Annotated in this window: 13 protein-coding genes; 9 read left to right on the top strand and 4 right to left on the bottom strand. The window is 74.5% G+C overall.

All coding sequences use genetic code 11. The annotated features are described in order from the left end of the window. Positions 1-31: 31 nt before the first annotated feature. The gene (locus tag K8W59_RS14035) at positions 32-1,012 is read left to right on the top strand and encodes a uroporphyrinogen decarboxylase/cobalamine-independent methonine synthase family protein (RefSeq protein ID WP_223394879.1); all 981 of its coding nucleotides are present in this window, start codon (positions 32-34) and stop codon (positions 1,010-1,012) included. Here the strand turns inward: K8W59_RS14035 and K8W59_RS14030 are convergent. Continuing rightward, the gene (locus K8W59_RS14030) at positions 939-1,613 is read right to left on the bottom strand and encodes an alpha/beta hydrolase (protein ID WP_223394877.1); all 675 of its coding nucleotides are present in this window, start codon (positions 1,611-1,613) and stop codon (positions 939-941) included. The two genes, K8W59_RS14035 and K8W59_RS14030, sit on opposite strands and share 74 nt — an antisense overlap. 62 nt (positions 1,614-1,675) lie before the next feature. On the opposite strand from K8W59_RS14030, the gene ligA reads away from it, so the two are divergent. Next, a complete protein-coding gene (ligA, locus tag K8W59_RS14025) occupies positions 1,676-3,850 on the top strand; it encodes an NAD-dependent DNA ligase LigA (protein ID WP_223394875.1) in 2,175 nt (724 codons plus the stop codon). Between the two features lie 6 nt (positions 3,851-3,856). On the opposite strand, the gene K8W59_RS14020 is transcribed toward ligA, so the two are convergent. Together K8W59_RS14020 and K8W59_RS14015 are read right to left on the bottom strand one after the other, a co-directional pair. Beyond that, complete coding sequence (locus K8W59_RS14020) at positions 3,857-4,960, bottom strand: YncE family protein (RefSeq protein ID WP_223394873.1); 1,104 nt, start codon at positions 4,958-4,960, stop codon at positions 3,857-3,859. Continuing rightward, positions 4,953-5,552, bottom strand: a complete 600-nt coding sequence (locus tag K8W59_RS14015) for a SigE family RNA polymerase sigma factor (RefSeq protein WP_223394871.1) — start codon at positions 5,550-5,552, stop codon at positions 4,953-4,955. Before K8W59_RS14015 ends, K8W59_RS14020 begins: the two co-directional genes overlap by 8 nt. Between K8W59_RS14015 and gatC the strand changes: the two genes are divergently transcribed. From gatC to gatB, 3 genes are read left to right on the top strand one after another with little or no spacing between them, the layout of a single operon-like run. Then, positions 5,551-5,865, top strand: a complete 315-nt coding sequence (gatC, locus tag K8W59_RS14010; protein WP_223394869.1) for an Asp-tRNA(Asn)/Glu-tRNA(Gln) amidotransferase subunit GatC — start codon at positions 5,551-5,553, stop codon at positions 5,863-5,865. The two genes, K8W59_RS14015 and gatC, sit on opposite strands and share 2 nt — an antisense overlap. Further along, on the top strand, positions 5,862-7,394 hold the full coding sequence (gene gatA, locus K8W59_RS14005) for an Asp-tRNA(Asn)/Glu-tRNA(Gln) amidotransferase subunit GatA (protein ID WP_223394867.1): 1,533 nt from the start codon (positions 5,862-5,864) through the stop codon (positions 7,392-7,394). The genes gatC and gatA overlap by 4 nt, the downstream gene beginning before the upstream one ends. Next, on the top strand, positions 7,391-8,899 hold the full coding sequence (gene gatB / locus K8W59_RS14000; RefSeq protein WP_223394866.1) for an Asp-tRNA(Asn)/Glu-tRNA(Gln) amidotransferase subunit GatB: 1,509 nt from the start codon (positions 7,391-7,393) through the stop codon (positions 8,897-8,899). The genes gatA and gatB overlap by 4 nt, the downstream gene beginning before the upstream one ends. A 16-nt stretch (positions 8,900-8,915) precedes the next feature. On the opposite strand, the gene K8W59_RS13995 is transcribed toward gatB, so the two are convergent. Further along, the gene (locus K8W59_RS13995; RefSeq protein WP_223394864.1) at positions 8,916-9,581 is read right to left on the bottom strand and encodes a histidine phosphatase family protein; all 666 of its coding nucleotides are present in this window, start codon (positions 9,579-9,581) and stop codon (positions 8,916-8,918) included. A gap of 174 nt (positions 9,582-9,755) precedes the next feature. On the opposite strand from K8W59_RS13995, the gene K8W59_RS13990 reads away from it, so the two are divergent. Genes K8W59_RS13990 through K8W59_RS13975 form a run of 4 tightly spaced genes read left to right on the top strand, consistent with a single transcriptional unit; the run spans position 9,756 to position 13,919 of the window. Next, positions 9,756-10,730 (top strand): glucosyl-3-phosphoglycerate synthase, encoded by a 975-nt coding sequence (locus K8W59_RS13990; protein ID WP_223394861.1) that lies wholly within the window; start codon positions 9,756-9,758, stop codon positions 10,728-10,730. Then, positions 10,730-11,860 carry a glycosyltransferase gene (locus K8W59_RS13985; protein WP_223394859.1) on the top strand — a complete coding sequence of 377 codons (1,131 nt, stop codon included), beginning with the start codon at positions 10,730-10,732 and terminating at the stop codon, positions 11,858-11,860. Before K8W59_RS13990 ends, K8W59_RS13985 begins: the two co-directional genes overlap by 1 nt. After that, a complete protein-coding gene (locus tag K8W59_RS13980) occupies positions 11,857-12,828 on the top strand; it encodes a Gfo/Idh/MocA family protein (protein ID WP_223394857.1) in 972 nt (323 codons plus the stop codon). Before K8W59_RS13985 ends, K8W59_RS13980 begins: the two co-directional genes overlap by 4 nt. Beyond that, a complete protein-coding gene (locus K8W59_RS13975; RefSeq protein ID WP_223394856.1) occupies positions 12,825-13,919 on the top strand; it encodes a zinc-binding dehydrogenase in 1,095 nt (364 codons plus the stop codon). Before K8W59_RS13980 ends, K8W59_RS13975 begins: the two co-directional genes overlap by 4 nt. Positions 13,920-13,946 lie beyond the last annotated feature (27 nt).

Below are 13,946 nucleotides of genomic sequence, written 5' to 3'. Positions count from 1 at the left end.
CGGGATCGAGCCCTCTGCAAGACTGCGCAGCATGGTGCTCTCGAGCTCGGTCGGGTCCTTCCCCGGCGACTCCGCGCGGGCCTACGGCGAGTGGGTCCGCGCGAGCCTGGACACGCTCTCCCTGCCCGCGGTCCCCGAGCTCCCGGGTCGCGGCGCGATCGCCTCGATGACCGGTCGTGCCCTGGCGATGGTGGTCGAGCTCGGCGCCGATCTGCAACCCGCCGGGTGGCGGCTGACCGACGCCGCCGGGGTCGACCAGCGCCGCGCGCGCTCGCTGCTGGCCCAGGACCTGGACACGCTGGAGGAGCTGGGCCAGGAGTACGCCGGCCCGCTCAAGGTGCAGGTCGCCGGGCCGTGGACGCTGGCCGCGACGGTGGAGCGTCCGCGCGGGGACAAGCTGCTGGCCGACCACGGGGCGCGGCGCGAGCTGGCCCAGGCGCTGGCCGAGGGCGTGGCGGCCCACGTGGCCGACGTACGCCGTCGCGTGGCCGGCGTCTCCCGCCTCGTCGTGCAGGTCGACGAGCCCGCGCTCCCGGCCGTCATGGGCGGGAGGGTGCCGACGGCCAGCGGTTTCGGCAAGCACCGCTCGGTCGACAAGCCGGAGGCCTCCGAGGCGCTGGAGTGGGTCCTGGGCGCGATCGCCGGCGCCGGCGCCGAGCCGTGGGTGCACTCCTGTGCGCCCGGCGCGCCGCTGGCCCTCCTCCGCGGCGCGGGGGCGCGGGGGCTCTCGGTCGACCTGGCCCTGGTGGACGCGGCCGGCCAGGACGTGCTCGCGGAGACGCTGGAGGCGGGCGACGCCGTGGCGCTGGGCGTGGTGCCGTCCACCGAGCCCGACGACCCGCCCGGCGACGCGGCGGTCACGCAGCGGGTCGAGCGATGGCTGGACATGGTCGGGCTGGAGCCCGGGCCGAGCCTGGTGGTCACCCCCGCCTGCGGGCTTAGCGGTGCGAGTCCCGGCTGGGCGCGGCGCGCCCTGGAGCTGTCGGCCGCGGCGGCTCGGAGCCTGTCCTGACGCTGCGCACGCCCGCCAGCGCGACCCGGTTCCACGCGCCCGCCCCGGCCAGCAGGTAGTGGCCCCGCCACCCCATGTCGACCAGGTCGGCCGCCACGCCGGCCCGGCGGGCCCGCTCGACGAAGTCCGCAGTCCGCCGGTACGAGGTGATCCGGTCCCGGCGCCCGTGGGCCGCGACCAGCCGGCGGCCGGCCAGGGGCGAGACCGGGTCGCCCGGCTCCCACCACGGCGCCAGCCCGACCACGCCGACCACCGACGGGTCGTCGGCGACGTGCACCGCGACCCGGGCGCCCATGGAGTGGCCGAGCAGCACGACGGGGACGTCGCCGTGGGTGCGCCGTACCTCCTCCAGCGCCCAGCGCGCGTCCGCGAGCACGCCCACCCCGTCGTTCCACCCCCGCTGGCGGTAGCGCAGCAGCCAGCTCGCGACGCCGTCGGTGCGCAGCGGCCGGTCCACCGCCCGCTGGAGCGCGGCCATCCGGCGCCAGGAGGCGCTGCGGCCGTCGACGACGGTCTCCGAGCGCGGGGTGCCGCCGTGCAGCAGGAGTACGGCGGCGCCGGCCGGCCGGTCCGGGTCGAGCCGGGTGAGCGTGGGGGTCACGGACAGTCCTTCGGAGCCGGGTGCACCTCCGGATTGTCCCCGGCAGGCGGCAGGATGTCCCCATGACCCCCGCACCCGAGACCCCGACCGAGGCCGAGGAGGCCGCCCCCTCGGAGGCCGACGCCGACACCCACGTCGAGGCGGCGCCCGCCCGGGCGCGGGACCGGCACCGGGTGCTGGCCGAGGAGATCGAGGACGCCCGCTGGCGCTACTACGTGCTCGACGACCCGACTCTCTCCGACGCCGACTTCGACACCCGGATGCGGGAGCTGGAGGGTCTGGAGGAGGAGTTCCCCGAGCTGCGCACGCCCGACTCGCCGACGCAGAAGGTCGGAGGCGCGGTCTCCACCGAGTTCACCGCGGTCGACCACCTGCGCCCGATGGAGAGCCTGGACAACGCGTTCACCACCGACGAGCTTCAGGGGTGGTACGACCGGATCCTGCGCGACGGCATCACCGACCCGGCGCTGCTGTGCGAGCTCAAGGTCGACGGCCTGGCGATCAACCTGCTCTATGAGAGGGGCCGCCTGGTCCGCGCCCTGACCCGCGGCGACGGGCGCACCGGCGAGGACGTGACGCCCAACGTGCGCACCATCGACGCGGTGCCGCAGCGGCTCACCGGCACCGAGGAGTTCCCGGTGCCGGACCTGGTCGAGGTGCGCGGCGAGGTGTTCCTCCCCGTCGAGGCGTTCGAGCAGCTCAACCGCACGATGTCCGAGGCCGGCAAGCCGATGTTCGCCAACCCGCGCAACGCCGCGGCCGGCTCGCTGCGGCAGAAGGACCCGCGGGTCACCGCGACCCGGGCGCTGGGCATGGTCTGCCACGGGATCGGCGCGCGGGAGGGCTTCGAGCCGCGCGCGCAGTCCGAGGCCTACGACGCCCTGCAAGCCTGGGGGCTCCCGGTCTCGGACCGGGTCAAGGTGCTGCCGACCCTGACCGAGGTCCAGGGCTATATCGAGCACGTCGGGGAGAACCGGCACTCGATCGTTCCCTACGAGATCGACGGTGTGGTGGTGAAGATCGACGACGTCGCCCTGCAGCGGCGGCTCGGGTCCACCTCCCGGGCACCGCGGTGGGCGATCGCGTTCAAGTACCCGCCCGAGGAGGTCAACGCCAAGCTCCTGGAGATCCGCGTCAACACCGGCCGCACCGGCCGGGTGACCCCGTTCGGGGTGATGGAGCCGACCCGAGTGGCGGGGTCCACGGTGGAGCGCGCGACCCTGCACAACGCGCACGAGGTCGAGCGCAAGGACGTGCGCCCCGGCGACACGGTGATCCTGCGCAAGGCCGGAGACGTGATCCCGGAGATCCTCGGCCCGGTCCTCGCGCTGCGGCCCGACGGGCTGGCCCCCTGGGAGATGCCCACCGCCTGCCCCGCCTGCGGCACCACGCTGGTGGAGGAGAGGGAGGGCGACAAGGACCTGCGCTGCCCCAACCACGAGAAGTGCCCGGCCCAGGTGCTGGACCGGGTCTTCCACGTGGCCGGCAGGGGCGCCTTCGACATCGAGGGGCTGGGCAGCGAGGCGGCGGCCGCGCTGCTCGATGCCGGGGTGATCGCCAACGAGGGCGACGTCTTCGCCCTGGACCGGGACAAGCTGATGCGCACCGAGCTGTTCACCCGGGCGGCGAAGCGGACCGAGGCCGACGAGGCCGTGGACGGGCGGGTGCTGTCGGCCAACGGGGAGCGCCTGCTGACCCACCTGGAGACCCGCAAGGAGGTGCCGCTGTGGCGGGTGCTGGTCGCGCTCTCGATCCGGCACGTCGGCCCGACCGCGGCGCGGGCGCTGGCCACCGAGCTCGGCTCGATGGACGCGGTCATGGCCGCCGATGAGGAGGCGCTCGCGGCGACCGAGGGCGTGGGCCCGACGATCGCCGCCTCGGTGCGAGGCTGGTTCGACGGCGACCAGGCCGGCTGGCACCGGGAGATCGTGGAGAAGTGGCGGGCCGCCGGGATGAGCATGGAGGACGTCCGCGACGCGTCGATCGCCCGGACCCTGGAGGGGCTCACGGTGGTCGCCACCGGGTCGCTGGAGGGCTTCAGCCGCGACTCGGTGAAGGAGGCGATCATCAGCCGCGGCGGCAAGGCCGCCTCGTCGGTGTCGAAGAAGACCGACTACGTCGTCGTCGGGGAGAACGCCGGCTCCAAGGCCGACAAGGCCGAGCAGCTCGGCGTCCCGACCCTGGACGAGGCCGCCTTCAAGCTGCTCCTCGAAGGCGGCCCCGCGGCGCTGGAGTGACGCCGGTCAGGACTCCAGCCGGCCCCCGCCGTACCGCAGGTCGCCGCTCAGCCCGTCCGCGGTCGGCGTGCGGTCGCAGGCGTCCAGGCCGCAGGTGAGCAGTTGGTCGCCGTCGCGGGTCACGGCACGGCCGTCGGAGGCCCAGCGCCAGCCGAAGCCCATGCCGTTCCGCATCGCCGGGGTGGGGAGCTCCCGGCTGCGGCCGGACTCCACGTCGTAGAGCGTGGTGACGCTCTCGGACCGCCCGTAGACGGTCACCAGCAGTCGCGTGCCGTCCGGGGAGAGCTGGGACCACGCGTCGGGGCCGGTGTCGACGGAGAGCACCTCGGCGCCGGTGGCCAGGTCCACGACCCGGGCCTTCCCCTCCGACCCGTCCACGACCCGGCCGGCGGAGATCTCCTGCAGGCCGCCGCCGATCGCGGGAACCTCGCGCCCGCCCTCGCCCGTGGGCCAGTCGACCGCCCAGGTCGAGCTCTTGTACCCGGCGTAGAGCGTGTCCCCGCTGAGGCTCAGCGGCGGGACGTCCCAGTAGGACATCGGCAGGTCCGGCAGCGGCACCCGGGCCACCACCTCGCGGGTGCGGACGTCGCGGACCACCGCGACGAAGCCCTCGCCGTCCGGCTCGGCCAGGGCGTAGACCGCCTGGTCGGGGTCGGTGGCGGGACCGACTCCCTCGGGCATCGTGCCCAGCGGGGTGGCCTGCCCGTCCGGACCCACGAGGGTGAGGGTCTCGGTGCCGGAGCCGTCGGAGCTGCCGCCGTTCTGGTTCGAGCGGACCAGTACCCCGGCGCTGGTGTAGAGCATGTCGTGCACCGCGCCCGGCACGGTGGCGCGGGCGCCGTCCACGACCACGGTCGACCCGGCGGCGTAGACGGTGCGGTAGTCCGGGCCGGTCGGCTCCGCCGCGACCTGGGAGGCAGGCTCCCGGTCCAGGAGTACGGCGGCACCGGTGCCCGCGACCGCCGCGAGCGCCAGGGCGGCGCCTCCGGCGGCGAGGCGGCGCCGGCGGCGGATCCGCCGGCCCCCGCGGAGGATGTCCGCGGCGGGAGGGGCGGGGACGTCGAGGCGGTCGGCCTCGTCGTGCAGGAGGGTGGCGAGACGGTCAGTCATGGTGGGCTCCGATCGGGAGGACGGCCTCGCCGAGCAGCGTGCGCAGCCGGGCGAGGGCGTCGGAGGTCTGGCTCTTGACGGTGCCCTCGCTCACGTCGAGGGCCTGGGCGGTGTCGGCGACGGTCAGGTCGTCGAAGTAGCGCAGCACGATGACGGCCCGTTGCCGCGGGGGCAGCTGTCGGAGGGCGTCGACGATGGCGGGTCGGTGCGTGGGATCGGTCTCGTGGGCGGTCTCCGGAAGGTGCTCGGTCGGCTGCTCCCGGCGCCAGGACCGCCGGCGGAACATGCCGTAGGCGGTGTTGACCAGGGTGCGCCGGGCATAGGCGGGTGCGGTGGTCACGTCCCGTACGCGGGGCCAGGCGGCGTAGGTCTTGGTCAGGCTGGTCTGGACCAGGTCCTCGGCCAGCCCGCGGTCGCCGAGGAGCAGGTAGGCCGTGCGGTAGAGACCCGGCCACGCGGCGTGGACGAACTCGGTGAACTCGGCGTCGGTCGGTGGTCGGGCCACGGCATCCTCCTCGGGTGTGCTGTCACCCATGAGGACGCCCGATCCCGTCTCGGGGTTGGCTCGGGCGGCCTCTAGGATCGTCAGCATGCCTGAGACCCCTGCCGCGTCGATCTCCCGCGAGGAGGTCGCCCACCTCGCGAACCTCGCGCGGATCGACCTGTCCGACGAGGAGCTGGACCACCTGGCTCCGCAGCTGTCGGTGATCCTGGAGTCGGTCGCCTCGATCAGCGAGGTCGCCGCCGGGGACATCCCGCCCACCTCGCACCCGCTGCCGCTCACCAACGTGTTCCGCGAGGACGTCGTGGTGCCGGGGCTGACCGCCGAGGAGGCGCTCTCCGGTGCTCCGGCGGCGGAGGAGCAGCGCTTCGCGGTGCCGCGGATCCTGGGGGACGAGCAGTGAGCGGGGACCTGGTGCGCCGTACCGCCGCCGAGCTCGCCGACGCCCTCGCCGCCGGGGAGACCACCTCGGTCGAGCTGACCGAGGCGAGCCTGGACCGGATCGACGCCGTCGACGGGGCGGTGCACGCCTTCTTGCACGTGGCGCGCGAGTCCGCGCTGGAGCAGGCCGCCGCCTCCGACCGGCGCCGCGCCGACGGCCGGCCCGCCTCGACCCTGGACGGCGTGCCGATCGCGGTCAAGGACGTGCTCGCCACCCGCGGGATGCCGACGACCTGCGGGTCGCGGATCCTCGAGGGGTGGGTGCCGCCGTACGACGCCACCGTCGTGCGCCGGGTGCACGAGGGCGGCCTGCCGGTGCTCGGCAAGACCAACATGGACGAGTTCGCGATGGGCTCCTCCACCGAGCACTCCGCCTACGGCCCCACGCACAACCCCTGGGACCTGGGCCGGATCCCCGGTGGCTCCGGCGGCGGGTCCGCGGCCGCGGTCGCCGCGTTCGAGGCGCCGCTGGCGCTCGGCACCGACACCGGCGGCTCGATCCGCCAGCCCGGCGCGGTGACCGGGACGGTCGGCGTGAAGCCGACCTACGGCGGGGTCTCCCGCTACGGCCTGGTCGCGCTGGCCAACTCCCTGGACCAGGTCGGCCCGGTCACCCGGACCGTCCTGGACGCCGCGCTGCTGCAGGAGCTGGTGGCCGGCCACGACCCGATGGACTCCACCTCGATCGACCGGCCGGTCGGCGACCTGGTCGCTGCCGCCAGGGCGGGCGCCTCGGGCGACCTGAGCGGCGTCCGCGTCGGGGTGATCCGCGAGCTCGGTGGCGAGGGATACCAGGCGGGCGTCGAGGCGCTGTTCCGCGAGTCCGTGGAGCTGCTGACCACGGCCGGCGCCGAGGTGGTCGAGGTGTCCTGCCCGAGCTTCGTGCACGCACTGGCCACCTACTACCTGATCCTGCCGGCCGAGGCGTCCTCCAACCTGGCCCGCTTCGACGCGATGCGCTACGGCCTGCGGGTGCTGCCCGAGGGCGTGGCCGCACCGTCGGCGGAGGAGGTGATGCGGGCGACCCGCGACGCCGGGTTCGGCGAGGAGGTCAAGCGCCGGATCATCCTGGGCACCTATGCGCTGTCCAGCGGCTACTACGACGCCTACTACGGCCAGGCGCAGAAGGTGCGCACCCTGATCTCGCGCGACTTCGCGGCCGCCTTCGAGCAGTGCGACGTGCTGGTCAGCCCGACCGCGCCGACCACCGCGTTCGAGATCGGCGCCAAGGTGGACGACCCCCTGGCGATGTACCTCAACGACCTGGCCACGATCCCGGCCAACCTGGCCGGCGTACCCGGCATCTCGGTGCCCAACGGGCTCGCCGAGGAGGACGGGCTGCCCAGCGGGTTCCAGATCCTCGCGCCGGCCCTGGCCGACGACCGGTGCTACCGGGTCGGAGCGGCCCTGGAGGCGCTGCTGGCCGACCGGTGGGGCGGCCCGCTGCTGGACCGGGCGCCGGCCCTCGACGAGGCAGGAGCACAGCGATGACCGAGACCCTGATGCCGTTCGAGGACGCGCTGGCGTCCTACGACCCCGCGCTGGGCCTGGAGGTGCACGTCGAGCTCTCCACCGCGACCAAGATGTTCTGCGGCTGCCCGGCCACCTTCGGCGGCGACCCGAACACCCAGGTCTGCCCGACCTGCCTGGGACTGCCGGGCTCGATGCCGGTGGTCAACGGCAAGGCCGTGGAGTCGGCGATCCGGATCGGCCTGGCGCTCAACTGCGACATCGCGGAGTGGTGCCGGTTCGCCCGGAAGAACTACTTCTACCCCGACATGCCGAAGAACTTCCAGACCTCGCAGTACGACGAGCCGATCGCCTTCGACGGCTACCTCGACGTCGACGTCCCGGACCCGGCGACGGGGGAGACCCGCACCGTCCGGGTGGAGATCGAGCGCGCGCACATGGAGGAGGACACCGGCAAGTCCACGCACGTGGGCTCCACCGGCCGTATCCACGGCGCGGACTACTCGCTGGTCGACTACAACCGTGCCGGGATCCCGCTGATCGAGATCGTCACCCGGCCGATCACCGGCGTGGGGGAGCTCGCCCCGGAGGTCGCGCGCGCCTATGTCGCGCAGCTGCGCGACCTGATCGTCGCGCTCGGCGTCTCCGAGGCCCGGATGGACCGCGGCAACCTGCGCGCGGACGTGAACCTCTCCCTGGCGCCGGCGGGCTCGGGTGACCTCGGCACCCGCACCGAGACCAAGAACGTCAACTCCTTCCGCTCCGTGGAGCGCGCGGTCCGCTATGAGATCGAGCGCCAGGCGGCGCTGCTCGCCGAGGGCGGGTCGGTGACCCAGGAGACCCGGCACTGGCACGAGGACACGGGCATCACGACCAGCGGCCGGGAGAAGTCCGACGCGGAGGACTACCGCTACTTCCCCGAGCCGGACCTGGTGCCGGTCGCCCCGTCGCGGGAGTGGGTCGAGGAGCTGCGCGGCACGCTCCCGGAGAACCCGGCCGCCAAGCGGGCGCGCCTGCAGGCCGAGTGGGGCCTCTCCGACCTGGAGATGCGCGACACCGTCGGCGCCGGCGCGCTCGGCCTGGTGGAGGAGACCGTGGCGCTGGGCACGGCCCCGCAGGCCGCGCGCAAGTGGTGGCTGGGGGAGCTCGCCCGGCGGGCCAACGAGGACGGGGTCGAGCTGGCAGCGCTCCCGGTGACCCCGGCCGACGTCGCCCGGATCCAGGCGCTGGTGGACGAGAGGACGGTCAACGACAAGCTCGCCCGGCAGGTCTTCGAGGGCGTGCTGGCCGGTGAGGGCACCCCTGACGAGGTCGTGGAGAAGCGCGGCCTCGCCGTGGTCTCCGACGACGGCGCGCTCTCGGCCGCCGTGGACAACGCCATCGAGGCGAACCCGGACGTCGCCCAGAAGATCCGCGACGGCAAGGTCGCCGCAGCGGGGGCGCTGATCGGCGCGGTGATGAAGGAGATGCGCGGCCAGGCCGATGCCGGCCGGGTGCGCGAGCTGATCCTGGAGAAGCTGGCCTGACGCTGGCCGGGCGGGGTCAGCCCGGCCCGTCCGGGTTGCCCTCCAGGCTCTGCTCGGCGGGCAGGTCGCGGGCGTTGTAGTCCACGATCTGCCACCCGCGGGCCGGGTGCTCGTGCAGCACCGCCCACGCGCAGTTGTCCATCCCGGCGAACATCTGGGCCAGCGAGGACGGGGCGCCGAAGAAGCCGAGCAGCCCGCTCACCAGGGCCGCCCCGTGGCCGGCGACCACCGCGACCTCGCCGGGCTCGATCGCGGCGGCGACGTCGCGCAGCGCCTCGGAGACCCGGGCGACGACCTCGGCCGGGTGCTCGGCGCCCGGGACGTGGTAGTCGGGGTCGGAGAAGAACCGCTCGTGCACCTGCGGATGCGCGTCGCGGAACTCCTCGAAGGTCAGCCCGCCGCGCATCCCCACGTCGTACTCCCGCAGCCGTGGGTCCACCCGTGGCTCGGTCCCCAGCAGCGTCGTCAGCTCCCGCGCGGTGTCCAGACAGCGCTCGAGGTCGGAGCTCCACACCCCTACGGGTGACAGATCCGCCAGGTGCCGCGCGGAGCGCTTCGCCTGCTCCCGGCCGACCTCGTCCAGGGGCACGTCCAGCTGGCCCTGGGCGCGGTTCTCCACGTTCCACGCGGTCCGGCCGTGTCGCCACAGCACCAGCCGCCGTCCGGCCTTCTCCTGCGCCACGCTGCCCCTCCCTCGGTACTGATCCGAAAGTGTTGGAACTCGCCGGACGGGTGACTCCACACGTACGGGTGGTGCTGCTCCCCGCCCGGCCAAGCCTAAGGTCTGGGGGCCACCGGGATCCGGGGCCCACCGCAGCGGCACACCGCGCGCTCATCGGCGTAGACAGGAGTTCCCATGCGCACCGACACGCGAAGCTGGTTCGAGCGACGGACCTACCACGGTCGCCACTACACCCCATCACACGTGGCCGCCGCCAAGCGCGGCCGCACCGTGAGCGTCGTCCTGCCCGCACGCGACGAGGAGGAGACCGTCGGGGCGATCGTCCAGGCCATCCGCGAGCGCCTGATGGAGGACGTGCGCCTGGTCGACGAGATCGTGGTCATCGACTCCCACTCCACGGATCGGACGGCGGCTCGGGCCCGCGCCGCGGGCGCCCGGGTGGAGCGGCAGGGCGACATCCTGCCCGAGCTCGGCGACGTCCCGGGCAAGGGCGAGGCGCTGTGGAAGTCGCTGGCCGTCACCCGCGGCGACGTGGTCGCGTTCTGCGATGCCGACCTGCGCGACTTCGACCCGCAGTTCGTGGTCGGGCTGCTCGCGCCGGTGCTCTGCGAGGGGGTCGACTTCGTCAAGGGCTGCTACGACCGGCCGCTCGCGTCCGGCGAGACGGTGCTCCCGGCCGGTGGGGGCCGGGTCACCGAGCTGGTCGCGCGTCCGCTGCTCAACCTCTACTGGCCCGAGCTGGCCGGCTTCGTCCAGCCGCTGGCGGGGGAGTACGCCGGCACCCGCGCGTGCCTGGAGTCGGTGCCGTTCGTCTCGGGCTACGGCGTGGAGATCGGCCTGATGATCGACCTGGTCGAGAAGTACGGCCTGGACCGGATGGCCCAGGTCGACCTGGGCGTGCGCCGGCACCGGAACTCCTCCGACGACCAGCTCTCCCGGATGGCCGCGCAGATCCAGCTGACGGTGCACTCCCGCCTGGGCAAGCACCGCCGGATGGTGTGCAGCGAGGAGCCGGCCGGCGAGCTGGTCCAGTTCACCCGGCGTGGGGACGCCTTCGACTCCGCCACCACCGAGATCGTCTTCGGCGAGCGGCCGCGGATGGTCGACGTCCGCGCCGGACGGCGGTGGCCGCAGGCCGTGGGGCTCTGATGACGCTCGACGTCCTGGTCAACGCGGGTCCCTGGCTGCCGGTCCCGCCGGAGGGCTACGGCGGCATCGAGACCGTGGTGGCCACGCTGGTGTCCGCGCTCCGCGACGCCGGGGTGCGGGTCACCCTGGCGACGGTCGGTGAGCCCGGCATCGAGGTCGACGACGTGGTGCGCACCGTGGACGCGCCGCGGTTCCGCGACATCGCCCGCCCCTACAACCAGGTCTCCGGCATCGCGCACGCCCACATGCAGGCGGTCGCCCGCACGGTGCGGGAGGGCTCCTTCGACCTGGTGCACGACCACCTGGAGGTCGTCGGGGTGGCCGTCCTCGCCGCGATGGGCTCCGCGGCGCCGCCCACCCTGCAGACGCTGCACTGGGACATGCGCAAGCACGCGGACTTCTACTCCGCCTTCGACGGCGGCGGCCGCGTCGGGTTCGCCGCGGTCTCCCGCTCCCAGCTCGAGCGGGCGCCCGAGGCGATCCAGCGGCAGACGCTGGGGGTCGTCCCCCTCGCCGTGCCGCCGCCGGAGGACGTTGGGGTCGAGCGCGGCGAGCACGCGCTGATCCTGGCGCGGATCACCCGCGACAAGGGGCAGGACATCGCCGCGCGGATCTGCCGGGAGGCCGGCATCCCGCTCGTGATCGCCGGCCCGGTCGCCGGGATCGGCGACCCCGACGAGCTGCGCGAGCGGGTGCGGAGCGAGCCGGAGCTGCGCCAGCACCCCGATGTCGCCTGGTTCCTCGACGAGGTGGAGCCGCTCATCGACGGCGACACGGTCCGCTGGGTCGGCGGCGTCGCGGGCCGGGACAAGGAGCTGCTGCTGCAGTCCGCGCGCTGCCTGCTCACCCCCAACCGGTGGGCCGAGCCAGGCGCGACCGGGGTGGTCGAGGCCCTCACCCGCGGGGTGCCGGTGGTCGGCACGCCGCTCGGCGTGCTGCCCTCCCTCGTGGCCGACGGGTCCACCGGCTTCCTCGCCGAGGACGAGGACGGGCTGGTGGCCGCCCTCGCTCGGATCGACGAGATCGACCCGGCCGAGTGCCGCCGCGCGGCCGCGCCGTGGACGCCCAAGCAGATGGCGGCGGACTATCTGGAGCTGTACGACGAGCTGTTGAGGAGGAGTCGCGGGTGAGCCTGCGGATCGCGATGATCGGGGCCGGGGGTGTGGCCCAGCGCCACGCCAAGGTGCTGTCCGGCCTGGAGGACGTCGAGGTCGTCTCGGTCACCGACCTGGTGCCCGAGGCCGCCCGGGCGCTGGCCGGGGCGGTGGGCGCCGAGGCGTTCGACCAGCCGGAGCGGGCGCTGGCCGAGCGGCCCGTGGACGCGGCGTACGTCTGCGTCCCGCCGTTCGCCCACGGTGAGGCCGAGGCGGCCGTGCTGGACCGGGGCCTGCCGATGTTCGTCGAGAAGCCGGTCGCGCTGGACCTCGAGGTGGCCGAGCAGGTCGCCCGGCGGGTCCACGACGCGGGCATCGTGACCGGCACCGGCTACCACTGGCGCTGCCTGGACACCGTCGAGCGGGCCCGCGACCTGCTGACGGAGACGCCCGCCCTGCTCGCGCACGGCCGGTGGCTGGACAAGCGTCCGCCCGTGGACTGGTGGCAGCGCCGCCACCTCTCCGGCGGCCAGGTGGTGGAGCAGCTGGCACACATCCTCGACCTGGCCCGGCACCTGCTCGGCGAGCCGGTCGAGGTGACCGCGGCCGCGGCCAACGACGGAGAGGTCGAGGAGGACCACGTCGACGACGCCACCGCGGTGCTCGCACGCTTCGACTCCGGCGCGGTCGTGACGCTGTCCGCCTCGTGCGCGCTCACCGCCAAGCGCGGCGCCGGGCTGGAGCTGGTCGCCCCCGGCCTGCACCTGGACCTGGCCGAGGAGCGACTCGTCGTCACCCGCGGCACCGACGCGGAGGAGCACACCCCCTCCTTCGACCCGCGCGAGGAGGTCGACCGCGACTTCGTGGCCGCCGTGCGCGGCGAGCGCCCGGTCGCGCGGGTGCCCTACGCCGACGCCCTGGCCAGCCACCGCTTCGCCCTGGCGATCGCCCGCTCGGTGCGCTCCGGTGGGACGGTGCGGATGGACGAGGTGGTCGCGTCGTGATCCGCCGCAACATGGTGGTCGCCGCCCCCGGCGACCTGCAGATCGTGAAGGAGGAGCTGCCGGAGGTCCCCGAGGGCGGCCTGCTGCTGGAGACGGTCGCCTCGGGGCTCTCGGCGGGCACCGAGCTGACCTTCCTCAAGGGCGACAACCCGGCGCTGCACGCGCCGATGGACCCTGAGCTCGGCCTCTTCGTGCCCGCCACCGAGGGGGAGCGCGAGCAGGTCTACCCCGTGACCCGGCTGGGCTACATGGAGGTCGGACGCGTCGTGGAGTCGCGGACCCCGGCCTTCGCCGAGGGCACCCTCGTGGCGACGCCGTACGGCCATGCCACCCACCACGTCTCCGACCCGGTCCGCGAGCACGTCGTCCCGCTGCCCGAGGACCTGGACCCGCTGCTCGGCGTCTACGTCGCCCACCTCGGCCCGATCTGCGCCAACGGACTGCTGCACGCGGCCGGCGAGGCGACCGGCGGCGGCGTGGCGAGCCTGGCCGACGGGGTCGCGGGCCGGCTGGTCGCCGTGACCGGGGCGGGTGCCATCGGCCTGCTCGTGGCGCTGCTGGCGCAGGAGCACGGCGCGCAGGAGGTCGTGGTGATCGACGCCGACGAGCGCCGCCGCGCGATCGCCGAGCGGCTCGGCTTCGCCACCCTGGACCTGGAGGAGGATCCCGGCCGGGTGCTGAAGACCCGCTGGCGCCACGGCCCGGCCGACCACGGCGCCGACGTGGTCTTCCAGTGCCGCGGCCGCTCGGCCGCCCTGCACGCGGCGCTGCGCTGCCTGCGCCCGCAGGGCAGCCTGGTCGACCTCGCCTTCTACACCGGCGGCGCCGACGACCTGCGGCTCGGCGAGGAGTTCCACCACAACGGCCTGCGGCTCGTGTCCGCCCAGATCGGCCGGGTGCCGCGCGGCCTGTCGGGCTCGTGGGACCGGCGCCGGTTCTCCGCGGAGACGGTGAGCCTGCTGCGCTCGCGCGGCGACGACGTACGCCGGCACATCATCTCCGACGTCGTCCCCTTCGACGACGGCCCCGGCCTGATGGACGACCTGGCCGCGCGGCGGCGGCACGTGCTCTCGGCGGTCTTCACCTTCTGACCCGGACCTCGACGGCATCCGGTCAGG

The sequence above is a fragment of the Nocardioides rotundus genome (genome assembly GCF_019931675.1).
GTDB classification, from domain to species: Bacteria; Actinomycetota; Actinomycetes; order Propionibacteriales; family Nocardioidaceae; genus Nocardioides; species Nocardioides rotundus.
Note: the sequence above shows the minus strand (reverse complement) of the source record. Positions and strands in the feature narration are given on the sequence as shown.